Here is a 24,421-nt window from a genome sequence, read left to right as displayed (position 1 = left end):
CATTTGTTTTCTATGTCAACAAGTTTTATCTTTAAACTTTTAATCTTTTCAATTTCAGTAATTTTATAACCTATCAACTAAATCAAAATTTAACATGAAAATGAGCGCTCACTTTTACACATTGTCACTATTCGTCACATTGTTATTTGTTTCTTGCAAACAAGAAAAGCAGATTTCGCCCGTCACCCAGGAGGAAATAGCCCAAAGTAATATAGACATAGATCATTTACCCTCATGGAATGATACGGAGGCAAAAAAGAATATCATCGCCTTTGTTGAGGAAGTGACCGATAGAAACAGTGTAAACTATGTGGAGGTGCAGGATCGGATCGCTACTTTCGACAACGATGGTACTTTATGGACAGAACAACCCGCTTATTTCCAGTTATTATTTGCTTTAGACAGAATCAAAACCATGGCTGCGGATCATCCGGAATGGAAAAATAAACAACCTTTTAAAGCTGTGTTGGAGGATGACATGAAAACCATCATGGCATCAGGCCACAAAGGTTTGGCAGAATTGGTGATGGTGTCTCATACCGGAATAACAACCGAAGAGTTTGAAAAAATAGTACAAGATTGGATCAAAACATCAAAGCATCCAACCAAAAATGTGCCCTATGATCAATTGGTGTATCAACCCATGTTGGAGTTATTAGAATATTTACGCGCCAATAATTTTAAGACATTTATTGTTTCTGGAGGTGGGGTAGAATTTATGAGAGCCATAGTACAAGAAGTTTACAAAATACCGTCTGAACAAATTATTGGCAGTTCAATTAAAACTGAATTTGATTATAACGAAGGTAACCCCGTTATAAGAAGATTACCAGAGATAGATTTTATTGATGATAAAGAGGGAAAACCTGTAGGCATCAATAAGTACATTGGCAAAAAACCAATTTTTTCTGCAGGTAATTCTGACGGCGATCTACAAATGTTACAATGGTCTGCCTCAAACAGTAAGAAAAATTTTGAACTGTACATTCACCATACAGACGAGGTAAGAGAATGGGCTTATGATAAAGGTTCTCCTATTGGTGGCCTCGAAAAAGGTTTAGAAGAGGCCTCAAAAAACGGTTGGACCGTGGTAGACATGAAAAACGACTGGAAGGTAATCTATCCTTTTGAATTGAAATAAATTTCACTATGTTTTCCACTCTATTTTATTGATCAAATCATTAAATTTCTGCCAAATTAACTGAATCCGGATAGCATCGAAAATAAGCAATACATAGACCTGAATTCTATTTTGAACAATCAACTGGTAGAGTTTTTGCCGGGTATTTTTTATGTGTATGAGTTTAACGGAGAAATTTTTGAATTGATCCACTGGAACAAAAATCACGAAACGACAACAGGTTATTCTGCAAAGGAATTAAAGCATAAAAATGTGTTCGATTTTTTTTATGCCGAAGATTATTCTACCATTGAGGACGGTTTGGGTGAAATTATACAAACGGGTGCAGTGAAGCAGGTATTCGCCAATCTAAAATTAAAGGATGGCAATACCCTGCCCTTCTTATTTGAAGGACATGCATTTTATTCTGGTGAAACTTTATTCTTTATGGGAGTTGGCATTGATATGACAGAATATTTTAATGCGAAAAAGAAGCTGGCCCAAACCAAAATAAAAATAAACTCCATAAAAATCAATTTGCAAAAGAAAGAAAGGGAATTACTCGCTTTTGCATTGGATAAAACGAGAGAAACTAAAATTGAATCAGAGCTGAAAAACCGAATCAAAAAACTTGCATTAAAAAAGCCGACAGAGATAAGCAAAGCACTGATTGAGTTCGAAAAAGAACTGAATAGCCAACCCAAAGAAAATCAGTCATGGGAGGTTTTTAAAAATAGATTTATAGAGGTTCATAATAATTTTTTCAAGCAATTACAAAAGGCACATCCAAATCTCACCAATGCCGAATTAAGAATATGTGCATATCTCAAAATGAAAATGTCTACAGATCATATATCCAGCATTTTGAATATCACAAAGGATGGAGTTAAAAAAAGTAGATACAGACTTAGAAAAAAATTGAATTTATTGAGGAATGAATCCTTAAATGACTATGTCAATAGATTTTGATGTCTACTATTTGTCTACTTATATAGCTCAAGTAGAATTTTCAAATATTGTATCTTAAGGGTCGGAAAATTATACAATCCGAAATAGTTGTTTCTAACCAAATCTTATTCTTATGAAAAAAAATTATTTTTGGCTATCGCTTTTAACGATAGCATTAACTACTCAACTTTATGCCCAGCAGAAACCCAATATTATTGTAATTTGGGGTGATGACCTTGGTGTAGATAACGTGAGTGCCTATCACCGAGGTATGGTAAAACCAATGACACCGAACATAGACAGAATTGCCAATGAGGGAGCATTGATGACGGATGCCTATGCACAACAAAGCTGTACTGCCGGACGAGCAGCATTTATTATGGGACAACATCCTTTTAGAACAGGAATGTTAACCATTGGAATGCCGGGGGCTAAAGAAGGTATTAGAGCTACCGACATGACCATTGCGGATATGCTTAAGAATTATGGCTATGCCACTGCGCAGATTGGCAAAAATCATTTAGGCGACAGAAATGAGTTCTTACCCACAGTACATGGTTTTGACCGTTTTTATGGTAATTTATACCACTTGAATTCTGAGGAAGAACCAGAAGATCCTGAATATCCAAAGGATCCAGAATTTGATGCAAAATACGGTCCAAGAGGGGTGTTAGAATCTTATGCAACCTCTAAAACAGATGCAACCGAAGATCCTAGATGGGGTAAAGTTGGCAATCAAACAGTTAAAGACCATGGCCCCTTAACTAAAAAGAAAATGGAAACGGTTGAAATGGAATTACTTGACCGCTCTTTAAAGTTTATCGATGAACAAGCGAAAAGTAATAAGCCTTTCTTTTTATGGCATAATAGTACCAGAATGCACGTTTGGACTCATCTTGCTGAAAAATGGGTGAATAGCTCAAATGGAGGTGGACTTTATGGTGATGGAATGATGGAACTTGATTATGTTGTTGGTAAGCTTCTCGATAAACTGGATGAGTTAGGCATTGCAGACAATACGATTGTTGTATTTAGTACTGATAATGGTGCCGAAATGATGAGTTGGCCAGATGGAGGAACTTCTCCATTTAAAGGAGAGAAAGGAACAACTTGGGAAGGAGGATTTAGAGTTCCCCAATTAGTTAGATGGCCGGGCAAAATTCCTGCTGGATCTGTAGTTAATGGAATATTTAGCCATGAAGATTGGATGCCAACCTTGGCCGCTGCAGTAGGCGAACCCAATTTAACTGAAAAAGTTAAATCTGGTTATAAAGCAAATGGTAAAACCTTTAAAAATCATTTAGATGGCTATAACCAACTGGATATGTTAATGGGAAAAGATAAGGTAGGAAAAAGAAGAGAAATTTTCTACTTTGATGCTGGAGGAAATCTGAACGCACTTAGATATGATGATTGGAAAGTGCACTTTTCAATCATTGAAGGAGACCTAACAACTGCCTATAGAAAATCACCTAGCTGGCCGATCATTGTCAATATGCGTCAAGACCCTTATGAAAGAGCTCCAGATGAAAGCCGCATGTATTTGCGTTGGCAAGGTGAGAAAATGTGGACGATGGTTCCTGCTCAAAGTATAGTGGCAGAATTTATAGAATCATTTAAAGCTTTTCCACCTGCAAAAAGTGGTAGTTTAAGTGTTGACAAAGTCTTGCAACAATTAACCACAGCGCCCTCAAATTAATAGAAAAATAGTTTTAGTTAAAAGCCACAATTTTTGTGGCTTTTTTTTTTTACCCTTGATAATAATTTTTTATATTTTTAACTAACAATTAAATGTATAAACTAATTAAAACCTTTATTTATGACTAAAAAAACATTCTATTTTTTATTAGCTATGGTGATGACCATAGGCATGTATGCACAAAAAAAACCTAATATCGTTATTATTTGGGGTGATGATATTGGCTGGTTCAATATCAGTGCATATAACTTAGGAATGATGGGGTATAAAACCCCGAACATTGACCGCATTGCCAAAGAAGGCGCATTATTTACAGATTGGTATGGACAACAAAGTTGTACTGCCGGTCGTGCTGCATTTTTAACAGGACAAAGCCCAATCCGTTCAGGTTTGTTAAAAGTGGGTCTTCCAGGAGCCAAAGAAGGTATTTCAATTAAGGATCCAACCGTCGCCGGTTTACTCAAAGCTCAAGGATATATGACTGCCCAGTACGGTAAAAATCACTTGGGTGACCTGGACGAACATCTGCCCACCAATCACGGTTTCGATGAATTTATGGGAAATCTTTATCACTTAAATGCCGAAGAAGAACCAGAAAATGTAGATTATCCGCAAAATCCTGAATTTAAAAAGAAATTCGGACCCCGTGGCGTCATCAAATCTACGGCAGGTGGAAAAATTGAAGACACGGGACCACTTACTAAAAAGAGAATGGAAACCATCGATTATGAGGTAACTGATGGTGCACTAGATTTTATTGATCGCGCCAATAAATCAGGTAAGCCTTTCTTTTTATGGTGGAACTCAACCAGAATGCATGTAAATACCCATTTGCGACCAGAAGCAGAAGGCAAAACAGGTTTAGGTATTTACGCTGATGGTATGGTTGAACATGACAATCACGTAGGCCAAATTTTAGATAAGTTAGATCAGTTGGGAATTGCTGACAATACCATTGTGATGTATTCTACTGATAATGGTGCTGAAATATTTTTATGGCCTGATGGAGGAATGACTCCTTTTAGAGGTGAAAAGAACACCCAATGGGAAGGTGGTTACCGTGTTCCTGCCGCAATCAGGTGGCCTGGTGTTGTAAAACCCGGCACAATAATTAATGATGTAGCCTCACATGAAGATTTATTACCAACTTTATTGGCCGCTGCCGGTGATGCCAATATCAAGGATAAACTTTTAAAAGGTGGGGTATCTGCCATAGGTCGAACTTACAAAGTTCATTTAGACGGTTATAACTTAATGCCTGCATTGAAAGGTGAAGCAAAATGGCCAAGAGCAGAGTTTTTATATTGGACAGACGGTGGAGATTTGGCAGCTTTGAGATATGATCAATGGAAGATTCATTTTATGGAGCAAAGAGCCCATGGTTTCGAAGTTTGGAGCGAACCGTTTGTTTCATTGCGTGTTCCTGCACTTTACACATTAAGGGGCGATCCTTTCGAAAGAGCCAGCCACGATGCTGACCTATATTCTAAATGGAGATTTGACAGAGCATATGTGTTAGTACCAGCGCAAGCCTACGTATCAAAATGGCTAGAAAGCTTTAAAGATTTCCCACCAAGAATGAAACCCGCGAGTTTTAGCTTGGATCAGGTGATGGATAATTTAAGTCAACCAAAAGATTAATTTACTTTTAGAACATTGCAGATCAATTGAGTAAAACACTCAGTTAAAAATAAAAGAGTCCTTCATTTATGAAAGACTCTTTTTTATTTTATATAAGATCACTTGTTTTATAAAACCTCATTCAAGCCTATTTCTTTTGGATAATTTTGATCTTCAATATGATCAGTTCTTAAAAAACTCTGATAAAAAAGTATGCTCATGATAAATCCATAGATAAAATTAGAAATTCCCACCTCAAAGCCATGGGCTATTCGCACAAATTGTGGCATAGCATCATTTGGAACGATGAGGGGTGCAATACCGCCGATGATCGAAAATACCAATCCTACTAAAATCGCCTTTTTATATTTTGGTAAGTTAACCGTGCGATCGATCAATATAGCGACAGCAATAAAAACAAAGCCTCTCAAAAACAATTGGGTCTTGATGATAAGATCCATCGGAGGGATTTTATCGCCATAAAATTCATTCAACTTTGGATATGACAAATACAAAACTGCACCGGCTAACAAATAAAAGACCAGATACATGAAATTACCTGTTACAATCCTCCAAATCCAACCCATTAGTTTCCTTTTATTGAACCCTGCCTGATGGGTGCCTGACTTCTTTATGATATACTTTACAAACACAAAAGAAAATAGTGCCATTTCGATGGCATTGACTCCTATTTGGCGAATTGTTTCACTTCGGTCTGTTACATTAAAAATAAAGGCCTCCACCAATATATTAAAGCTTCCAATGGCAAAAAATATACTAAAAATAATAGCGATTAATTTTTCGGACTCATAACGATTATTCCTAGCGATCATAGCCAATAATAAAACGACCAATACATCTGAGAAAAATAACCATGGTGCCTTTTCAATCCCAAAAGCACTTCCTGTTAGAACTCCAATCATCCATTGTATTGACAATAAAATGATTGAACCTAAAGCTGTTTGATAAATCAAATTTGTTTTCATAATATTTTATTTTTGGATAAGATGCAGTACATTTTTACTCCAAGACAAGGTTGCATTCAAAGATCGAATCCCATGATCTATGGCCAATCTTCCATGAAGCGGAGTTTGATCTTCAGTTTGCTGTAAAAATTCTTGTAAATTCTGAATATGTGAAATGAGATGGATGTTAAGCGACTCCAAGAAGTGCATCACATCCTTCTCGTCTAACAAACCATCCATAAAAGCAAACCGAAGCAAGAGTTCGTCGAGATTCTTTTGAACGTCAGACAATTCTATAGGTCTGAGCATCCAATCTTTAAGAGCGGCAAGCCCATTTTCGGTAATAGAAAATTGCGATTTTCGGGTATCTTCATTTAATTTTTGCTCTACTAAGGAAAGTTTTTGTAATCTTTTTAGCGAAGGATAAATGGACCCAGGGCTACTGCTGTAATTGCCCATCGCAGTTTCTTCAAATACTTTTCTAATTTGATAACCGCTTAAATTTTCTTTTTTTACCAATCCTAAAATGGCAAAGTCTAAAAGTGTAGGATTATTTGATTTCATAATTTAGTACGATTCGTACTGCTAATATAATACGAATCGTACTATTTATCAAATTAAAATTCATTTTTTTTCGATCAATCAAATTTTAGTAAAAATTAACAACGATTTTGAAGACTTCGATTATATCCATAAAAAAAGGAGACTTAAAGTCTCCTTTTTCTATTGTCTTTTGATATATGTTATTTGAAAGCCTCAATATGAACCAGGCTCAATTTCCATTGATTATTATCCAGGCGTTTCCATACCAAAGAAAGATTTCCAGAATCTTGTGTTGTTTCCCCGTTATTTTGTGTGAGATCAAGTGTGTATTTACCCGATAAATAAGCTACATCACCACTTGTCCCCGAAACGTAGGGAGCTACTTCTATATTATTGACAAATCCGACGGCCAATCTCAACCAACCGCGATTGATATCAACCAATCCTTTGTAATGCTTACCTCCATTTACCACTACTCCATCCGGGCTAAACTGTTCACTAACTGTATCGATATCACCCTTATTCCATGCATTTAAATAATCATTTAACAATTGTTCGATATCTGCCTTTTCAGATTTAGCAGCCGAAGATTTTTGGTCATTTTGTTGACAGGATAGTACTGAAAAAATAAATAACAGAATTAAAAGTTTTCTCATGTTAAAAAGTTTTAAGTTAAACATCCGAAAGTATTCATTCTCAGATTTGAAAAATATGATATTTGATAGTTTATAGAGATAATATTAATCAAATTTCATCATTTTCTAATACTTTTCAAACCAGTTAAAATAATCTTTGATGATTTGCTCCTTTTCCTCTTTTACATAATCCAGAAAAGCCTGAGCAATACGTGTCATTTTTTTATTCTTTAACCAAATTAAGTACCAATTTGATTCAATAGGAAAACCTTCTACAGGAATAATTTGTAGTTCACCATTTAATAGTTCATTTTTAATTCCTATCAGTGGCATGATAGAGTAACCCAAACCAGCAATAACAGCTTGTTTCACCGCCTCATTCGAGGTAAGTTCCATTTTTTTTCGAACGGGTAGCTTATTTTGATTGATATAGCGCTCCATTACCAAACGCGTGCCCGACCCTTGCTCTCTATAAATTAAGGGAATTGATTCAAAAATATCCTTTTCATATAAGCCTTTTTCAAATTTTTTCTCATTATTCCCAATGACATATAATTTGTTTTTCATCAATTGGATCGATTCCAGAGATAAACTTTCTGGCAGTACACTCACCATAGAATAATCTACCTCGTTATTCTCTAAACTTTCAATCACTTTACTCTTATTGGTTACATCCAGTAAAAGTTCAATTCCTTCGTGTTCCTTGATAAAATCCGAAAGAAAAAAGGGAATGATATATTTAGCCGTTGATACAACCGACATTTTCAATTTTCCGGCCAATTTGCCCTGGTAAGCCAATGTCTTATATTCGATGGTATATACTTCCTGAAGAATTTTTTCCGCGGCCTCAGCAATTTCTTTACCAAAATCAGTTATAAATACCCTTTTATTGATGACCTCAAAAAGAGGTAGATCAAATTGATTCTGAAAATTTTTTAATTGTATGGAGACAGCAGGTTGTGTTAAATGCAGCTCTATGGCTGCCTTGGTAATGCTTTCATATTGAGAAACTTTCAAAAATATCCTCAGCTGATTGAGCGTATAGTTCATAAATTATTTTTATGATAAGTATAGCAAATTTAAATAAAAATTTATGAATTATGTTTTGCAATTTTGCCATACAAATTTAAACCATTTACTAAATGACAAAAATAACTATTGCAAAAGGAGACGGAATCGGTCCTGAAATTATGGATGCCACACTTTCTATTTTAACCGCAGCTGGTGCGAAATTAGAAATAGATGAAATCGAAGTGGGTGAAAAAGTGTATTTAGCTGGAAATACTGCAGGAATCTCTAAAGAATCTTGGGAAGTAATCCGCAAAAACAAAGTCTTTTTAAAAGCACCGATTACAACTCCACAAGGAGGTGGTTACAAGAGTTTGAATGTAACAACAAGGAAATTCTTGGGGCTTTATTCAAATATACGTCCCTGCACAAGTTTTCATCCTTTTGTTAAAACAAAGCATCCGGTAATGGACATTGTGATTGTCAGGGAAAATGAAGAAGATCTTTATGCGGGAATTGAACACCAACAAACTGATGAAGTAGTACAATGCCTGAAATTAATCAGTCGCCCGGGATGTGAGAAAATTGTGCGCTACGCCTTTGAATTTGCAAAAAAATATAATAGAAAAAAGGTGACTTGTTTTACGAAAGACAACATCATGAAACAGACCGATGGATTGTTTCACAAAGTCTTTGATGAGATTGCTGTTGAATATCCAGAAATTGAGAACGAACACTGGATTATAGATATTGGTGCTGCAAAATTAGCCGATACACCAGAAGCTTTTGATGTGATTGTGATGCCAAACCTCTATGGAGATGTTATGTCGGATGTGGCCGCTCAGATTGCCGGTTCTGTTGGATTAGCAGGTTCTGCCAATATCGGTGAAGAATGTGCCATGTTTGAAGCCATTCATGGATCTGCACCGAGAAGAGCAGGACAAAATTTAGCAAATCCTTCGGGCTTGTTACAAGGAGCCGTTTTGATGCTCAATCACATCGGGCAAACCAAAGTTGCCGAAAAAGTTCAAAATGCCTGGTTAAAAACCATAGAAGACGGAATTCACACCTATGACATTTATAATGAAGAAATTAGCACTAAAAAAGTAGGAACAAAAGAATTTGCAGAAGCTGTCATTGCCAATTTAGGCCAAAGACCAAGTAAACTAAAATCCGTTGAATACAAAGATGGCGAACCGCTAAACTTGCCAAAATTTGTAAGAAAACCCAAAAAAAATAAAGAATTAGTAGGTGTGGATGTTTTTGTGCACTGGTCAGGCGATAATCCGGGCGAATTGGCATCAAAACTTCAAGCATTAAACTCTGATGAAGTTGAATTAATTATGATCACAAATCGAGGAATCAAAGTTTGGCCGGAAGGATTCAAAGAAACCTTTTGTACAGACCACTGGAGATGTAGATTCCAGCACAAAGAAGGAAAAGCAATTAACAAGTCAGAAATCGTATCACTTTTAAGCAAGGCAATCGACCTAAATATAGATACCATTAAAACTGAGAACCTCTATGCTTTTGAAGGAAAAGCAGCTTACTCATTAGGACAAGGACAATAATTTAAAACGCTAAGATCATGCAGTTTCAACTCATTAAAGGAAATTTTTCAAAAAACGATGCAATCGAGATCCTAACACACATGTTCGAGATTAAGATAAAATATCATGAAAATAAAATTGATAAAACCATGTCTGAAGAAGATATTCAAATGCGAGAAAGAAAAATCACTCAATTGCAAAATGATCTTCATGAAGTAAAAAAATTCATCGATCAAGGTGGAGCAGTATCAAGTCTTCAAGCGATTATTGATATTAATTAATTATTTTTTTAAAACCTCAATCATGGAAAACAAAAAAGACATAACGCAATTCACTTTAATAGATGGAAAATTTACCCCAAAAGAAGCAAAAGAAATTTTGTTATATCTGGTGTTTAGTAAAATAAATTTTCATGCGAGAAAAAATCTTGGTGCTGTTGAACGTTTAGGTGAGCCGGATTCTCTTTCAGAAAAGAGAATGGAACAATTATTTAAAACAGAAAAAGATATCAAAGCTTTTTTGGATGATCATTTGGGTAATGATAAAAAACTGGTGATTAAATCTTCAATCGACATTAGTTTCGAATAGTTATTTAAAAAACGCCTTTCTTTTCAGAAAGGCGTTTTATTTATTCAGGAAAGTACTGCTAAGACTTCTTGACAAATTTATTCAGAATAACGATTTGTTGACCGTTAATTTTCCCTTCAATTTGTTCTGCATTATCTGAAACTAATCGAATGTTTTTTACTACAGTTCCACGCTTCGCATTAAAGTTGGCTCCTTTTACATCGAGATCCTTAATTAAAACCACCTGATCTCCATTCTCTAGGACAGCTTTATTGCTGTCTAAATGCACTATTTGATCTTTGTTCACCTTTTCTAGAGCTTTTGCCCATGTTAAAGTCTCATCATCGAGATACAGCATTTCCAACAAACCCTGAGGCCATCCTTCATTTTTTAATTTTCTGAGCATTCTCCATACTAACACCTTTACAGATTCGTGTTCTGACCACATACTATTGTTTAAACAACGCCAGTGAGCTGGATCTATTTTAGCCTCATCATGTAATTGTTCTGCGCAAACAGTACAAACGAGTACCGAATTCTCTAAATTATTCTCTTCTTTGGGAGGAACCAAAAACGTTTGCAAACCTTGGTCTGCCCCGCATAGTTCACAAGCATTGTGGCTTCTTTCAAGCAAAGCATCTAAGGTATTCATATAAATAGATTAAATATTGTACATTTTTTTATAATAATCTGTTGCCATTCTTCTGCTTGTAAATTCGGGAATCACATCAGAAATACCCTGCATCACAATTTTTTGCCATGTTGCGGGCTTTTTATAATAAGTAGGAATTACATCCTTTTCTAAAGAATCATATAGATTTAAAGCATCAAACTCGTCTTGTTCCCAAACGGGTTTTTGAAAATCTCCTTCCGGTAAAACAAAACAATTCTTTTTATTCTTTTCAAATTCAGGAATCCAACCATCATTGACAGAGACATTCACAGATGCATTCATCGCAGCAGTCATTCCACTGGTTCCAGAGGCTTCTCTTGTAATTCTTGGCGTATTCAACCAAACATCAGAGCCTAATTTTAGCATTCTCGACAATTCAATCTCATATCCAATCAGTACTGCTAAATTCTTATGATCTTTTGAAAAACGAACCAGATGATTAAAGATATCAATCGCATAATAATCCATCGGATAAGGTTTCCCTGCCCAAATCACCTGAACTGGTTTTTCTGTATCATTTATCATTTTGATAAATCGCTCTTGATCAAACAAAAGTAGGTCTGCTCTTTTATAACCAGCAAATCTTCTAGCCCAAACAATAGTTAAGGCATCCGGATCCATTTTTTTCCCTGTTTGTTTCTCAACTTCAGCAAAAAGTTTCCTTTTTAATTCTTTCTTTCTACTTGAAATTTTATCAACATCTTTTGTTTCCCATGCCTTTTTGATTTTATCATCTTGCCAAAATTTTTGATTTTGGGCGTTGGTAATGGCAATAATTTTACTAATGCCGTGATACCCTTTCCACATGTCATTGGCTACTACCCCATGCAACTTTGAAACAGCATTGGAAATCTTCGCTAACCTAAGTGCAGAAATCGTATAATTAATCATCCCTCCATGGATCATTTCCTTTTGCAACTCTTCATTAGACAAGACTCTGCCAAAAAAACCGCAACGGTTTAGATGACGCCCATCTCTTTCTTCATTTCCGGCCTTTTCTGGCGTATGCGTTGTGAAAACCATTTGCTCTTTTGTAACTCCCTGATCTCTCAAATGATAAAACGCGGGTAATCCGTGGCCTTCATTTAAATGATAAATATCGGCTCCACCCAGTGCTTCAACTACTTTAGCGCCGCCAATTCCTAAAACAATACTTTGTGAAATTCTTGTAAGTTCATTAGCATCGTATAAATGGTTGGTAATTGTTCTCGATAAATGATCATTACCTTCGACGTCAGTACTCAAAAAATACATGGGTACAGTACCAAATGTTTCTGGTTTTAATTTGTATGCACGAACTTTTACATGTGGATTATCGTGTAATTGCACCTCAACTTCAATACCCGTATCTTCAAGAAAATCATATTGACGTTCAACAAAATTAGTACTTAAGGTCTGGTCTTCATTACGCTGTTGGTCGTAATAACCAAATTTCCAGAGCATACCAATACCAATTAAATTTTGTTTTAATTCATACGCTGAACGCATGTGAGAACCTGCCAAAAAACCAAGTCCGCCGGAATAGATATGCAAATCTTGATGGATAGCAAATTCCATGCTGAAATAAGCTACTCTCTTTTTAAATTCTTTCGCTGGTTTGTAAGGCATCTCCCACTTATCTTTCTTTAAACTCATTCTATCAATTTTTTATGTTTTGCGCAAATTTAAACTTTCCATTGATTTACTAAGCTGTGATATGTCATAATTGAACTTCTTTCAATAAAATATTCACGAAAACGTTATCGAAAATTTAAATTTCCAAAGCTTTAGGATTACTCAGTTCACTAATCCTTTCTTAGCATAAAATTTACTTTAGTATTGATTAAAGTTAAATGATCAATGCGATTTTAAACTTAGTTGTATGTATAACAATCAAAAAAAATCGATCAAATACGCAGGCAATTCAAACGATTTTATTATGGGATTGAAAATTTAAAATAACCTTTTATGAACAGCAAAAAAGCCAAATGTAAATACAGAAGAGCAGCGCAACGAACTCAAAGATGAGGTGCAAATTTAGAAATAGGAGTTCATCATTTTTTTGTAAATTTAGCACAACTAAAACCAACCCATATGAGGAATATTTACCTATTTTTTATACTGTTTGTCCTGGTCTCTTGCGGCACTTCTCAAAGTACAACTTATGTTGATCCACATGCAGAAAAGCATCTTACGCCTCATGAAAATTTTGCAATTGAACAACAGAAAGCTATTTCTGACAAAGAAATGGCCTTAAAAATTCAAGGAATCTACGAAGGTTTGGTACCCTGTGCGGATTGTAAAGGTATTCAAACAAAAATTCAGTTGTATCCGGATATGATGTACAGAACTGAGATGACCTATACAGGAAAATCAGCAACACCGATTATAGAAAGTGGAAAATACAGTATAAATAATCAAGGAATTCTTTTGCTAGGTGACAGCCCAAATGGGTATAACCAAATTATTTTTCAGGATGGCTACCTGGTCATCTTGGATAAAAACGGTAATCATATAACAGGTAACCTTGCAGAAAGGTATTATTTATACCCTCCTAATCAACAACCAAAAATGGAAAATAAAGAAATGGATGCTAATTTTTTAATTGAAAAACACCAAAGAGGAATTGATTTTTACGCTCAAGGAAATGAACCATCTTGGAATTTAGAAATGGATTTAGATAAAGTGATGACCTTTAAAAATATGGATGGATTAGTTTTTACAGCACCTTCAGTAGAACCTTCACTGGCTATGGATGCCAATGTTAAAAGGTATAGAGCAATTACAGAATCCGGTGAAATAATTATTCAACTTCATAAGGTAAAATGTTCAGATACCATGTCAGATAAAGAGTTTGGTTACAAGGTAAATATAGACTTTAAGAGTTCTAACGAGAATAATTATGTAAGCTATACCGGTTGTGGAGATTATGTGCCAAATACGCGATTACATAATATTTGGGCAATTAAGAGTGTAAATGGCAAGACTCTGAATAAAGACGATTTTAAACAAAAATATCCAACTTTGGAAATAAACACTTCAAACGGAAAAGTTTTTGGAAATGATGGTTGTAATAATTTCAATGGAAGTCTTAGTTTTGAGCCTGGAAAACTCGAGTTCGGACCTATGGCAAGCACGATGATGGCGTGCTTTGAAAATCAAGAAATAAGCAATGCCATTGGTAAGACTTTGAGTGGTATGTTGGATTATTCGTTCGAAGATAACGAATTGATATTGTCTAAAAATGGAAAAACAGTTATGACGCTTAAAAACGTTGACTGAGTAATCTTAAATAAATTACACCTATTTTTAGGTTTTCATCGCGATTTTTTAAAAGGTAGAGTTGATTCCTGATTTATTCATATATAATTTAAAAATCTAAAACTGATTGTGACTCCAAAAATCATTTCCCAAGGAATCCTTAGAGCTATTGGTATACTCGTTGCCATTGCACTTGGATTATTGTTTATTTACAAAATTCAATCTGTTATTGTTTATGTTGCGATATCGATCGTGCTTGCATTGATTGCCGGCCCAATATTAAAGTTTTTTGAAAATAAACTGAAACTATCAAGAACCTTTTCTGTTGTGTTAATGATGGCGATCTATTTATTTATCATTATGGGCGTAATATCTATGTTTATTCCATTGGTTCTCAAACAAGGACAGCATATTTCTTTATTGAATACAAATGAATTGGTTAGCGACGTAAAATCTCTGTCTTCAAAACTCAATAATTACCCCTTACTCAGAAAAATGAACATAGAACAGGCCATAGAAAATTATGATTACACCAAACTTGTCGGTTCACTTTCGGGATTATTAAACATTTTAATAGGTACTCTTGGTAGTTTTAGTATTGGTTTATTTTCAGTACTGTTTATCACTTTCTTTTTAATGAAAGACAATATGATTTTGTACAATGCTTTTCTCGCTATTACACCGGATGAAAAAGAAGAAAGAATTCTAAAATCAATTTATAAAATTAAAAACTTATTATCGAGATATTTTATGGGATTAATTATTCAAGTGAGTATTCTTTTTGTGATTTACTCCATTATTTTACTCATTTTTGATGTTGAAAGTGCTATAGTTATTGCTTTTCTATGTGCTTTACTCAATCTCATTCCTTATGTCGGACCTTTAATTGGTGGGGCCTTAATGTTGACCTTGACCATGACCAGTAATTTAGAGCAAGATCTGCATACAAGACTAATCCCAACAACCATTTATGTGTTTATCGGATATGTGATTGCCCAATTAATAGATAACTTTTTTAGTCAACCTATCATCTTTTCAAAAAGTGTTAAATCCCATCCTTTAGAAATATTTTTAGTTATTATTATTGGAGGGCTTTTATTTGGAATAACCGGAATGATTTTAGCCGTTCCTATTTTTACAGCCCTAAAAGTAATTTTAAAAGAATGGATCGATAATAATGAAGTGGTTAACAAGCTTACCCAAGATCTTGAAGATTGAACAATCAACTTTTAAATAAAGAAGTTCAGCAGTTTATTATTGAAAACTTAGATAAAGATCTCAATAAAATCATATTATCAGGTTCTCCATTTCCCAATATTTCTGTTCAAGAATTGGCGGAACAGATCATTGGCAGAAAGCAAATAGAATATAAACTTCCTACTTTTTTTAAAACCGATGAAATTTTATTTCCGAAAAAATTAAATCTTGAACAAAGTTCTTCAGAAATAACAGGAAGATTTAAAAGTCAAATTATTGATGGGCAAAGCATTGTAGACTTAACCGGAGGTTTTGGCATCGATAGCTATTATTTTGCAAAAACTTTCGATCATGTGATCTATTGCGAACAAAATAAAACTTTATGCGATATTTCAAGACATAATTTTGAGGTTCTTGGAATTAAAAACATTATTTGTCAATGCGCTGACAGCATAGAATGGTTATCTTCTCACTCAGAAAAATTCGATTGGATTTATTTAGACCCTGCCAGGCGCGATTTGGAACAAAGAAAAGTTTTTTTACTCGAAGATTGTACTCCCGATATTTTGAAAAATCTTGATTTACTCTTTTCTAGAACAGATCATATTTTATTAAAACTATCTCCAATGATCGATATTAGTTCTGTAGTCTACAAAATTCCATTTGTAAAACATTTATTTGTTGTGGCAATTAAAAATGAGGTAAAAGAATTACTGGTTATCATAGAAAAATATTTTGATAGAGAAATTGAGCTAAGTACTATTAATTTTTCAAAAGAAACAGAAATATTTAAAAGTAAATATCCAGATATTCCTCAAACCACCGTAACGCCTACTAAAAAATATCTATATGAACCCAATAGTGCCATTTTAAAATCCGGATTATTCAATTCGCTAAGCAATAAATTGAATTTAAGTAAGTTGCACACAAATACACATTTATACACTTCAGATGAAATCATCAATTTCCCAGGTAGATGCTTTGAAATCATTTCACAATCTAAAGTGAATAAAAAAGAAATAAAAAAGCAAATTCCTCTATTGAAGGCAAATGTGGCAATTCGTAATTTTCCAGGTACTGTTTTTGATTTAAGAAAAAAATTTAAGCTAAGAGATGGCGGAACAGATTATTTATTTTTTACAACAAACTTAAATGAAGAACACATTGTGCTTTATTGTAAAAAAATCAGTCCAAATCAAGACTGAGACCATCATATGCCAAAAAAACATTTTGAGGTAAAATCTTACTCACCTCTTCATGAAATCCTAATTTGTGGCTGATATGAGTAAAAAAACATCGTTTAGGTTTTATCTTCTCAACTAATTTCAATGCCTCTTCTAAATTTAAGTGTGTGGGATGCCAATCTATTCTCAATGCATTGATCACCAATACATCTAGGTTTTTTAATTTTTCTAATTGCTCCTCCTCTATTGTTTTTACATCTGTTAAATACGCGAAGTTTTGTGTTCTAAAGCCTAGTATTTTCAATTTTCCGTGCATCACTTCAATGGGAAGAAAATCAATTTGTTCTACAGTAAACTTTTGATTTAAAACTTCATACATATCTATACTAGGCGCGCCTTCATAACGATTTTCTTTAGCAAAAATATATGCAAATCTCTCTTGCAAATTTTGAAGCACATCTTGTTTGGCATAGACCTTCATACTTCCTTGTCGCAACGTAAAAGACCGAATATCATCAATTCCTGCTGTATGATCAGCATGAATATGCGTAAACAAAATTGCATTCAAATGGTCAATATTTACATTGAGCATTTGTTGCCTAAAATCAGGGCCACAGTCTATAACAACATTCGTATCCCGATCCTGAATTAGGATAGATGATCTTAATCTTTTATCACGTGGGTCATCCGATAAACATACTTCATGCTTAGAACCTATAACCGGAATTCCCTGAGAAGTACCCGTACCTAAAAATGTAATTTTCAAAAGAATTTTGTTTGTTCAATCAAAAACGAATATACAAAGATATTCAACAATGTCTCCTTCAATTCTTAAAGTAAAATTCTTAAATATTGAAACTTGAATGAATGTTAATTTTTGTCACAATTTTATGAAATTGATCAAAACAAGTTAAATAATATGACATTTATCAAATATTATGAATGATTTAATCAATACCTTTATCAATATCGAAAAAGAAAAAATTGTCAGTCTCCAATTTATATCCAACAAAATCGTTTTTAAATAATATATCCGTAAGCCGGATTTAATTTATTATAATCTGTGATGAAAATAGGTATTTTAAAAGATCATAAAAAAGGAGAAAGGCGGGTAGCAATTTCTCCTAAAATTTCAAAGCAATTAATCAGTAAAGGTTTTGAGGTTCTTGTTGAAAAAGATGCAGGTCTCAATGCTTCTTTCAAAAATAGTGATTACGAAGAAAATGGTGTTACCGTTGAAAGTAGAGCGGTAGTATTTAAGGATGCAGACATCCTCATCAAAATAAATCCTTTTGATGAAGAAGATCTTAAACTTATAGACAACCACCATATTTTGATTAGTCAGTTGTACCACAAATCAAATACCAAGCTTATTCACGATATTGCTGAAAAAGGTGCAACAGCCTTTTCTTTAGACGCAATGCCACGTATTTCGAGGGCACAAGAAATGGATGTGTTAAGTTCTCAAAGCAATTTAGCAGGTTACAAAGCGGTAATTTTGGGCGCCTATGAAATGACGAAAATATTCCCACTTATGATGACCGCCGCTGGCACGATTACCCCATCCAGAGTTTTAATTTTTGGAGTTGGTGTTGCTGGATTACAGGCCATTGCCACTGCTAAAAGATTGGGTGCAATTGTTGAGGCTACAGATATTCGATTAGAAACCAAAGAACAAGCAGAATCTTTAGGAGCAAAGTTTATTACAGTAGATGGAGACACAGGAGATGCTTCTGAAGATGGTTACGCTAAAGTTGCTTCTGAAGAATATAAACAGAAACAAAAAGAAGCTGTAAACAAATCTTTGTTTGAAGCCGATCTTGTTATTACTACAGCTATGGTTCCAGGAAGAAAATCTCCGGTTTTGATTACAGAAGATCAAGTCAAACAAATGAAAAATGGAGCCGTTATTGTTGATCTAGCCGCTGCGCAAGGAGGAAACTGTTCATTGAGTAAACTCAATAAAACAGTTATAGAAAACGGTGTAAAAATAATTGGTACTACCATCGCTCCTGAAAGTGTATCTACCAATGCTAGCGATCTTTTTGCAAAGAATATTTACAATTTTATTTCTCATCTTACAGAAGAAGCCCAATTTAAATGGGATTTTGAAGATGAAATAACTTTTGGTACTTGTATTGTTAAAGAGGGCATTATCAAACAAAACGGAATAGAAAATGGATAATATATTAAGTTTTTTTAGTGAAAACCTTCAAATGGTTTATATCGTTATCCTCATGATTTTTGTGGGGGTCGAAGTAATTGGTCATGTACCTTCTGTATTGCACACTCCTTTAATGTCTGGGGCCAATGCCATCCATGGTGTAATCATCGTAGGGGCTATTCTTGTTATGCTAAACGCGGATCCAAACAATTATTTTGCGCTGGGTCTAGGATTTGTAGCTGTTCTTTTGGGTACCTTAAATGTAGTTGGTGGGTTCGTTGTGACAGACAGGATGCTCGAAATGTTTAAAAAGAAAAAGTAATGGAATATATTTTCAGTCTTGAGGTAATTTACCTCATTGCCTCAGTTACGTTTATTCTCGGTTTAAAATTATTGGGCAAACCTCAAACCGCGAGAAAAGGAAATTTAATCGCTGCCTTCGGCATGTCTTTAGCCATATTCGGAACCATATTTCTATATAAATCCGAAGTGAATAACATGGTATATATACTCATTGCTATTGCTATTTTAATAGGAACAATTTTAGGTTGGCTTATAGCGAAAAGAGTAGCTATGACAAAAATGCCCGAACTGGTTTCACTATTTAACGGTATGGGAGGAGCAAGTGCAGCATTAATCGGAATTATAGAGTTCCCACATTTTAACCAGGAACCTCTTCTGCTGATGACGATTGTTTTAGGTATGATTATAGGTAGTATTTCATTTTCTGGTAGTATTATCGCATACGCTAAATTGAACGGGTCGCTAAAAAAGCCAATCAGAATATCCGGATATAACTTCATAAACAATATCTTTCTTTTGATATTGTTGGTTTATGCTTTTTCCCTTGGCTTTGGTTGGCTCCAAGCCGGATGGCATGTTTATCTTTTGTTTTTTATGGCTATTTTATATGGGGTCTTATTTGTTATTCCTATTGGGGGTGCAGATATGCCGGTAGTGATTTCATTATTAAATTCATTTACAGGTTTAGCGGCAGCTTTCGCAGGATTTTTATACAATAACATGGCCCTCTTAACAGGTGGTATTTTAGTAGGATCTGCCGGAACCATACTAACCTTTGCAATGTGTAAGGCAATGAACAGACCTCTGGCCAATGTTATTTTTGGTGCCTTTGGTGATGTGAAAACAAAGGCCATCTCTAGTTCTAACACACAAAAAAGTGTTAAAGAAGTATCTCCAAGTGATGTAGCCATTTTAATGAACTACGCCCAAAAGGTAGTCATAGTTCCTGGTTATGGTCTGGCCGTAGCCCAAGCACAACATGAAATCCACGAACTAGAGCAAATATTAGAAAGTAAGGGTGTAATTGTAAAATATGCCATACACCCTGTTGCAGGTAGAATGCCTGGCCATATGAATGTTCTTTTGGCAGAGACCAATGTGGAATACGAAAAATTGGTAGAAATGGAGGAGATCAATCCAGAGTTTAGCAATACAGATGTTGTATTCGTAGTAGGTGCAAACGATGTTGTAAACCCAGCGGCTCATAATGATAAATCGAGTCCCATTTATGGTATGCCTATTTTGGAGGTTGTCAATGCAAAAAATATCATTATTAATAAAAGAAGTATGAATCCTGGTTATGCCGGTATAGACAATGAATTATTTTACTATCCAAAAGCTTCCATGCTTTTTGGTAATGCAAAGCCTGTTTTAAATAAATTAATACAGGAAATAAAGGCACTTTAACCTAAATACTCAAAAATAAAGGGTCCAATATTGTTTTTTAGAATAGCTAAAACTTAGTTATCTTTGCACAAAGACAATTAGTAATGGCTGCACTTAAAGGTGATACTGAATTAGAACATGCGTTAACATTAAAACAAAAAGCGCTGCAAATTAACTTAAATGAGCATATTTATGGAACATTTGCAGAAATTGGCGCAGGACAAGAAACAGTCAGGCATTTTTTCCGTGCAGGTGGCGCTTCAGGTACAATCGCAAAAGCCATGTCGGCTTACGATAAAGAGTTTTCAGATGCTATTTACGGTGTTGAACCAGATCGACGTTATGTAACAGAATCTCGATTGAGAAAAATGTTAACACACGAAATGGATCTGATTGAACATAGGATTGATCGTGAAAAGCATCCTCATAAATTGTTCTTCACTTACGCTAATACTGTTACTACCATCGATTTCGCTAAGCAATTTAAAGGACATGGTTGGGTTGGGATCAAGTTTCAAATGGATCCGTTAGAGGACTATAATGAAATTGTAATTCATTGTCGATTTAAAGAAACAGATTCACGCTTGCAACAAGAAACTTTAGGAATGTTAGGTGTGAACCTTATTTATGGTGCGTTTTATATCAATGACAAACCTAAAGAAATGATAGAGTCTTTTTATGATAACATCCATAAAGATTCTGTTGAAATTGATATGGTAGACTTTTCTGGCCCTCGTTTTATGTATGTTGACAACCGCTTGATGAGTCTCTATCTGGTAAAAAATGGAATGACCAATGCGGTCATGTTTAATCCTAATGGCAATAATTTATTACCTGCTCAAGTGCTTTACAAAAAGAATATTTTGGCATTTAGAGGAAGTTTTAGACCTGTAACTAAGGTTAATCTCGATATCTTTGAAAAGAGTAAGCAATTATTTTTTGCCGAGAAGAGGGTTGATGAAAAAAATACCCAGACTATTTTTGAAATGACATTGGCCAATTTAATTTCAGAAGGTGGAAAGATAAATGAACGAGATTTCTTAGATAGGGCTGAATTACTTTGCTCTTTAGGTCAAACAGTAATGATCACAAACTTCCAGGAATACTATAAACTTGTTGAATATTTTTCAGAATTCACAAAAGCCCGAATGGGATTGGCGATGGGGGTGTATAATTTGATTCAAATTTTTGACGAAAAATACTATAGACATCTAAGTGGTGGAATACTAGAAGCGTTTGGTAAATTATTTTACAAAGATTTAAAGATTTATTTGTATCCTCTTATGGATATTGAAACAGGCGAAATTATTACGAGTGAATCATTAAAGGTTCACCCTAGAATGAAGGAACTCTACAAATACTTTAAATTTAATGGTCGAATTGTAGATGTAGATAATTATAATCCGGAAATTTTAGATGTTTATTCCAGAACTGCCTTTAAAATGATTGCACAAGGGAAAAAAGGATGGGAAGACATGCTTCCTCCAGGTGTTCCCGAAATCATCAAATCAAAAAGATTGTTTGGTTACAATCCTAGAAGAGTAGAAAAAGCCGCAAAATAAAATAATAAGGATACTAGAGTATTTGCTCCGCGTGGTTTTTAGTTTTGACTTTTGTAATTATATTTTCAATTTTTCCTTTTTCATCAATAACGAATGTAGTGCGATGGATTCCGTCGTACTCTCTTCCCATAAATTTTTTAGGTCCCCAAACACCAAATGCCTCAATAATTTTTTTATCCTCATCAGCAATTAACGAATAGGGTAGATTATTTTTGTCGGAAAAACTCTTTTGCCTTTTGACAGAATCTGCACTTACACCAATCACTTCATAATTTTTATTTAAAAAATGTTCGTAATTATCTCTTAAATCACATGCTTCGGCAGTACATCCTGGTGTACTCGCCTTAGGATAAAAGAATATAACTACTTTTTTACCTAATAAATCTATTGATTTTATAGTTTCATTATTTTGATTAACTCCTTCAAATACAGGTGATTTATCTCCAATTTTAAGTTCTAACATAATTTGTAATTTTACACCTAAAAGTACGAAAAATGACCAAAAGAGAAAAAGTTCAATTTGTGATTGACACCCTTGAAAATTTATATCCAAAAACACCTATTCCTTTAAACCATCAAGATCCATATACTTTACTCATTGCTGTATTGCTTTCTGCTCAAAGCACAGATGCACGTGTAAATACAATAACACCTAAACTTTTTGCAAAAGCAGATAGCCCACAAGACATGGTCAAATTAACTGTAGAAGAAATAGAATCAATAATTAAACCTGTTGGGCTGTCACCCATGAAATCGAAAAGCATACATCGACTTTCAGAAATTCTTCTAGAAAAACACGATGGAACAGTCCCAAATAATTTTGAAGATCTCGAAGAACTGCCCGGGGTAGGTCATAAAACAGCTTCTGTGGTTATGAGTCAGGCACTTGGCGTACCGGCTTTTCCGGTAGACACACATATCCACAGACTGATGTATCGCTGGAATTTAAGCAATGGAAAAAATGTAGTCCAAACAGAAAAAGATGCCAAGAGATTATTCCCCAAGGAACTATGGAATAAATTACATTTACAAATTATTTTTTATGGAAGAGAGTATTCACCAGCTCGCGGTTGGCGAATTGAAAATGACATCATTACGAGAACAATTGGCAGAAAATCGCTTTCGACTTAAACCTAATAAAAAAGCCTTAAATGTAAGATTTAAGGCTTTTTCTTCGATTAATTCAAATGAAACATTAAGCTTTCTTTTTCCACCTCCACTACTTTAATCGACTTAGAGTAGTTTAATAAAAAGGAGATTGTTTCGTTTTTCGGTTCTAATTTTTCTTTAAAGAATTTTTGTGTGTAAAGTTTTGCCATATACTTACTTTGTTAAGGGATTTTATATAATAACGGGCAAAACTCAACATTATTGTATCAGATTAAAAAAAAATTAAAATTTTATTGATTTGTCAATATTATCTTATTCTGATCTATCAATTTTCTCAAGTTGATGAGCGCATAGCGCATTCTACCTAAGGCTGTATTGATACTTACACTGGTTTGCTCCGAGATTTCTTTAAAACTCATTTCTCCAAATATACGCATTTTCAAAACTTCTTTTTGATCTTCAGGCAATTGTTCAACCAATTTTCTCACATCACTGTGAATTTGGTCTTTAATCATGTGACTTTCCACATTTCCTGTAGGATCTCCTAAAACAGAGAAAATATCGAATTCATCTGTGTTTTGGAAAGTAGGCATTCTGTTGCCTTTTCTGAAGTAATCAATAATTAAATTGTGCGCAATTCTCATCGACCACGGTAAAAATTTACCTTCTTCGTTGTATTTACCCAATTTTAAAGTGTTGATAATTTTCACAAAAGTATCCTGAAAGATATCTTCTGCAACATCTCTATCTTGCACTTTTGAATAAATAAAACTAAAAACTCTTTGTTTGTGTCGAAGGATAAGAATTTCGAGCGATCGCTCATTTCCTTCAATGTAACTCTTTACGAGCACACTGTCGTCTAATTTTTGTGTTTGCATAATTCCCCTTTTTTTTATTGAAGTTAATTTTAATCTAAACTTCGATTAGCTATTGTTATGAAAGTAGAA

Annotated in this window: 24 protein-coding genes; 15 read left to right on the top strand and 9 right to left on the bottom strand. The window is 34.4% G+C overall.

Translation table 11 applies throughout. The annotated features are described in order from the left end of the window. The first annotated feature begins 100 nt into the window (after positions 1-100). The 4 genes from ACFQ39_RS10040 to ACFQ39_RS10025 all read left to right on the top strand — a co-directional run bounded on the left by ACFQ39_RS10040 (position 101) and on the right by ACFQ39_RS10025 (position 5,408). A complete protein-coding gene (locus ACFQ39_RS10040) occupies positions 101-1,141 on the top strand; it encodes an HAD family hydrolase (protein ID WP_377178625.1) in 1,041 nt (346 codons plus the stop codon). Positions 1,142-1,252: 111 nt separating this feature from the next. Then, on the top strand, positions 1,253-2,089 hold the full coding sequence (locus ACFQ39_RS10035) for a PAS domain S-box protein (RefSeq protein WP_377178623.1): 837 nt from the start codon (positions 1,253-1,255) through the stop codon (positions 2,087-2,089). A gap of 112 nt (positions 2,090-2,201) precedes the next feature. Further along, entirely contained in the window at positions 2,202-3,767 is a 1,566-nt protein-coding gene (locus tag ACFQ39_RS10030) for an arylsulfatase (RefSeq protein ID WP_377178621.1), read from the top strand. Positions 3,768-3,887: 120 nt separating this feature from the next. Next, positions 3,888-5,408: an arylsulfatase gene (locus ACFQ39_RS10025; RefSeq protein WP_377178619.1), complete on the top strand. Its 1,521-nt coding sequence runs from the start codon at positions 3,888-3,890 to the stop codon at positions 5,406-5,408. 107 nt (positions 5,409-5,515) lie between these two features. On the opposite strand, the gene ACFQ39_RS10020 is transcribed toward ACFQ39_RS10025, so the two are convergent. The 4 genes from ACFQ39_RS10020 to ACFQ39_RS10005 all read right to left on the bottom strand — a co-directional run bounded on the left by ACFQ39_RS10020 (position 5,516) and on the right by ACFQ39_RS10005 (position 8,580). After that, complete coding sequence (locus tag ACFQ39_RS10020; protein WP_377178617.1) at positions 5,516-6,373, bottom strand: hypothetical protein; 858 nt, start codon at positions 6,371-6,373, stop codon at positions 5,516-5,518. A gap of 6 nt (positions 6,374-6,379) precedes the next feature. After that, positions 6,380-6,916, bottom strand: coding sequence for a helix-turn-helix transcriptional regulator (locus tag ACFQ39_RS10015; protein ID WP_377178615.1), 537 nt, complete (start codon positions 6,914-6,916; stop codon positions 6,380-6,382). Positions 6,917-7,095: 179 nt separating this feature from the next. Beyond that, positions 7,096-7,551 carry a YybH family protein gene (locus tag ACFQ39_RS10010; protein ID WP_377178613.1) on the bottom strand — a complete coding sequence of 152 codons (456 nt, stop codon included), beginning with the start codon at positions 7,549-7,551 and terminating at the stop codon, positions 7,096-7,098. A 105-nt stretch (positions 7,552-7,656) separates the two neighbouring features. After that, positions 7,657-8,580, bottom strand: coding sequence for a LysR family transcriptional regulator (locus tag ACFQ39_RS10005; protein ID WP_377178611.1), 924 nt, complete (start codon positions 8,578-8,580; stop codon positions 7,657-7,659). Between the two features lie 92 nt (positions 8,581-8,672). Here ACFQ39_RS10005 and ACFQ39_RS10000 point away from each other — a divergent pair, with 92 nt between their 5' ends. Genes ACFQ39_RS10000 through ACFQ39_RS09990 form a run of 3 tightly spaced genes read left to right on the top strand, consistent with a single transcriptional unit; the run spans position 8,673 to position 10,676 of the window. Continuing rightward, the gene (locus ACFQ39_RS10000) at positions 8,673-10,109 is read left to right on the top strand and encodes an NADP-dependent isocitrate dehydrogenase (RefSeq protein WP_377178609.1); all 1,437 of its coding nucleotides are present in this window, start codon (positions 8,673-8,675) and stop codon (positions 10,107-10,109) included. 17 nt (positions 10,110-10,126) lie between these two features. Next, entirely contained in the window at positions 10,127-10,369 is a 243-nt protein-coding gene (locus ACFQ39_RS09995) for a hypothetical protein (protein ID WP_377178607.1), read from the top strand. A gap of 22 nt (positions 10,370-10,391) precedes the next feature. After that, a complete protein-coding gene (locus ACFQ39_RS09990) occupies positions 10,392-10,676 on the top strand; it encodes a hypothetical protein (protein WP_377178605.1) in 285 nt (94 codons plus the stop codon). 58 nt (positions 10,677-10,734) lie between these two features. On the opposite strand, the gene ACFQ39_RS09985 is transcribed toward ACFQ39_RS09990, so the two are convergent. Beyond that, positions 10,735-11,307 carry a PhnA domain-containing protein gene (locus ACFQ39_RS09985; protein ID WP_377178603.1) on the bottom strand — a complete coding sequence of 191 codons (573 nt, stop codon included), beginning with the start codon at positions 11,305-11,307 and terminating at the stop codon, positions 10,735-10,737. A 9-nt stretch (positions 11,308-11,316) separates the two neighbouring features. Then, positions 11,317-12,963, bottom strand: coding sequence for an alpha-glucan family phosphorylase (gene glgP / locus ACFQ39_RS09980; protein ID WP_377178601.1), 1,647 nt, complete (start codon positions 12,961-12,963; stop codon positions 11,317-11,319). Between the two features lie 438 nt (positions 12,964-13,401). On the opposite strand from glgP, the gene ACFQ39_RS09975 reads away from it, so the two are divergent. From ACFQ39_RS09975 to ACFQ39_RS09965, 3 genes are all read left to right on the top strand, one after another. Then, positions 13,402-14,589 carry an META domain-containing protein gene (locus tag ACFQ39_RS09975; protein ID WP_377178599.1) on the top strand — a complete coding sequence of 396 codons (1,188 nt, stop codon included), beginning with the start codon at positions 13,402-13,404 and terminating at the stop codon, positions 14,587-14,589. A 108-nt stretch (positions 14,590-14,697) separates the two neighbouring features. Then, positions 14,698-15,786, top strand: a complete 1,089-nt coding sequence (locus ACFQ39_RS09970) for an AI-2E family transporter (RefSeq protein WP_377178597.1) — start codon at positions 14,698-14,700, stop codon at positions 15,784-15,786. Further along, positions 15,783-16,970 (top strand): class I SAM-dependent methyltransferase, encoded by a 1,188-nt coding sequence (locus tag ACFQ39_RS09965; protein ID WP_377178595.1) that lies wholly within the window; start codon positions 15,783-15,785, stop codon positions 16,968-16,970. Before ACFQ39_RS09970 ends, ACFQ39_RS09965 begins: the two co-directional genes overlap by 4 nt. On the opposite strand, the gene ACFQ39_RS09960 is transcribed toward ACFQ39_RS09965, so the two are convergent. After that, positions 16,951-17,715, bottom strand: coding sequence for an MBL fold metallo-hydrolase (locus ACFQ39_RS09960; RefSeq protein WP_377178593.1), 765 nt, complete (start codon positions 17,713-17,715; stop codon positions 16,951-16,953). The genes ACFQ39_RS09965 and ACFQ39_RS09960 overlap by 20 nt on opposite strands. Before the next feature lie 300 nt (positions 17,716-18,015). On the opposite strand from ACFQ39_RS09960, the gene ACFQ39_RS09955 reads away from it, so the two are divergent. The 4 genes from ACFQ39_RS09955 (at position 18,016) to ACFQ39_RS09940 (ending at position 22,364) form a co-directional block, all read left to right on the top strand. Beyond that, positions 18,016-19,134, top strand: a complete 1,119-nt coding sequence (locus ACFQ39_RS09955; protein ID WP_377178591.1) for a Re/Si-specific NAD(P)(+) transhydrogenase subunit alpha — start codon at positions 18,016-18,018, stop codon at positions 19,132-19,134. Continuing rightward, positions 19,127-19,435: an NAD(P) transhydrogenase subunit alpha gene (locus ACFQ39_RS09950; RefSeq protein ID WP_377178589.1), complete on the top strand. Its 309-nt coding sequence runs from the start codon at positions 19,127-19,129 to the stop codon at positions 19,433-19,435. The genes ACFQ39_RS09955 and ACFQ39_RS09950 overlap by 8 nt, the downstream gene beginning before the upstream one ends. Continuing rightward, a complete protein-coding gene (locus ACFQ39_RS09945; RefSeq protein ID WP_377178587.1) occupies positions 19,435-20,823 on the top strand; it encodes an NAD(P)(+) transhydrogenase (Re/Si-specific) subunit beta in 1,389 nt (462 codons plus the stop codon). The genes ACFQ39_RS09950 and ACFQ39_RS09945 overlap by 1 nt, the downstream gene beginning before the upstream one ends. Before the next feature lie 83 nt (positions 20,824-20,906). Beyond that, positions 20,907-22,364: a TonB-dependent receptor gene (locus ACFQ39_RS09940; protein WP_377178585.1), complete on the top strand. Its 1,458-nt coding sequence runs from the start codon at positions 20,907-20,909 to the stop codon at positions 22,362-22,364. Positions 22,365-22,377: 13 nt separating this feature from the next. Here ACFQ39_RS09940 and bcp read toward each other — a convergent pair whose 3' ends face one another. After that, a complete protein-coding gene (bcp, locus tag ACFQ39_RS09935; RefSeq protein WP_377178583.1) occupies positions 22,378-22,827 on the bottom strand; it encodes a thioredoxin-dependent thiol peroxidase in 450 nt (149 codons plus the stop codon). A 32-nt stretch (positions 22,828-22,859) separates the two neighbouring features. Here bcp and nth point away from each other — a divergent pair, with 32 nt between their 5' ends. Further along, positions 22,860-23,495 (top strand): endonuclease III, encoded by a 636-nt coding sequence (gene nth / locus ACFQ39_RS09930; RefSeq protein WP_377178581.1) that lies wholly within the window; start codon positions 22,860-22,862, stop codon positions 23,493-23,495. 269 nt (positions 23,496-23,764) lie between these two features. Here nth and ACFQ39_RS09925 read toward each other — a convergent pair whose 3' ends face one another. Then, positions 23,765-24,352, bottom strand: coding sequence for an RNA polymerase sigma factor (locus tag ACFQ39_RS09925; RefSeq protein ID WP_377178579.1), 588 nt, complete (start codon positions 24,350-24,352; stop codon positions 23,765-23,767). Positions 24,353-24,421: the final 69 nt, after the last annotated feature.

This window comes from Namhaeicola litoreus (assembly GCF_042679565.1).
Taxonomy (GTDB): Bacteria; Bacteroidota; Bacteroidia; order Flavobacteriales; family Flavobacteriaceae; genus Namhaeicola; species Namhaeicola litoreus.
Note: the sequence above shows the minus strand (reverse complement) of the source record. Positions and strands in the feature narration are given on the sequence as shown.

Bases quoted from the DNA above. Each gene is read 5' to 3' on its own strand.
- glgP (WP_377178601.1), bottom strand. From the start codon at position 12,963: ATGAGTTTAAAGAAAGATAAGTGGGAGATGCCTTACAAACCAGCGAAA.
- ACFQ39_RS09940 (WP_377178585.1), top strand. From the start codon at position 20,907: ATGGCTGCACTTAAAGGTGATACTGAATTAGAACATGCGTTAACATTA.
- ACFQ39_RS10020 (WP_377178617.1), bottom strand. From the start codon at position 6,373: ATGAAAACAAATTTGATTTATCAAACAGCTTTAGGTTCAATCATTTTA.
- ACFQ39_RS09945 (WP_377178587.1), top strand. From the start codon at position 19,435: ATGGAATATATTTTCAGTCTTGAGGTAATTTACCTCATTGCCTCAGTT.
- ACFQ39_RS09995 (WP_377178607.1), top strand. From the start codon at position 10,127: ATGCAGTTTCAACTCATTAAAGGAAATTTTTCAAAAAACGATGCAATC.
- ACFQ39_RS10010 (WP_377178613.1), bottom strand. From the start codon at position 7,551: ATGAGAAAACTTTTAATTCTGTTATTTATTTTTTCAGTACTATCCTGT.
- ACFQ39_RS09990 (WP_377178605.1), top strand. From the start codon at position 10,392: ATGGAAAACAAAAAAGACATAACGCAATTCACTTTAATAGATGGAAAA.
- bcp (WP_377178583.1), bottom strand. From the start codon at position 22,827: ATGTTAGAACTTAAAATTGGAGATAAATCACCTGTATTTGAAGGAGTT.
- nth (WP_377178581.1), top strand. From the start codon at position 22,860: ATGACCAAAAGAGAAAAAGTTCAATTTGTGATTGACACCCTTGAAAAT.
- ACFQ39_RS09925 (WP_377178579.1), bottom strand. From the start codon at position 24,352: ATGCAAACACAAAAATTAGACGACAGTGTGCTCGTAAAGAGTTACATT.
- ACFQ39_RS09985 (WP_377178603.1), bottom strand. From the start codon at position 11,307: ATGAATACCTTAGATGCTTTGCTTGAAAGAAGCCACAATGCTTGTGAA.
- ACFQ39_RS09950 (WP_377178589.1), top strand. From the start codon at position 19,127: ATGGATAATATATTAAGTTTTTTTAGTGAAAACCTTCAAATGGTTTAT.
- ACFQ39_RS10025 (WP_377178619.1), top strand. From the start codon at position 3,888: ATGACTAAAAAAACATTCTATTTTTTATTAGCTATGGTGATGACCATA.
- ACFQ39_RS10040 (WP_377178625.1), top strand. From the start codon at position 101: ATGAGCGCTCACTTTTACACATTGTCACTATTCGTCACATTGTTATTT.
- ACFQ39_RS10000 (WP_377178609.1), top strand. From the start codon at position 8,673: ATGACAAAAATAACTATTGCAAAAGGAGACGGAATCGGTCCTGAAATT.
- ACFQ39_RS10015 (WP_377178615.1), bottom strand. From the start codon at position 6,916: ATGAAATCAAATAATCCTACACTTTTAGACTTTGCCATTTTAGGATTG.
- ACFQ39_RS09955 (WP_377178591.1), top strand. From the start codon at position 18,016: ATGAAAATAGGTATTTTAAAAGATCATAAAAAAGGAGAAAGGCGGGTA.
- ACFQ39_RS10030 (WP_377178621.1), top strand. From the start codon at position 2,202: ATGAAAAAAAATTATTTTTGGCTATCGCTTTTAACGATAGCATTAACT.
- ACFQ39_RS10005 (WP_377178611.1), bottom strand. From the start codon at position 8,580: ATGAACTATACGCTCAATCAGCTGAGGATATTTTTGAAAGTTTCTCAA.
- ACFQ39_RS09975 (WP_377178599.1), top strand. From the start codon at position 13,402: ATGAGGAATATTTACCTATTTTTTATACTGTTTGTCCTGGTCTCTTGC.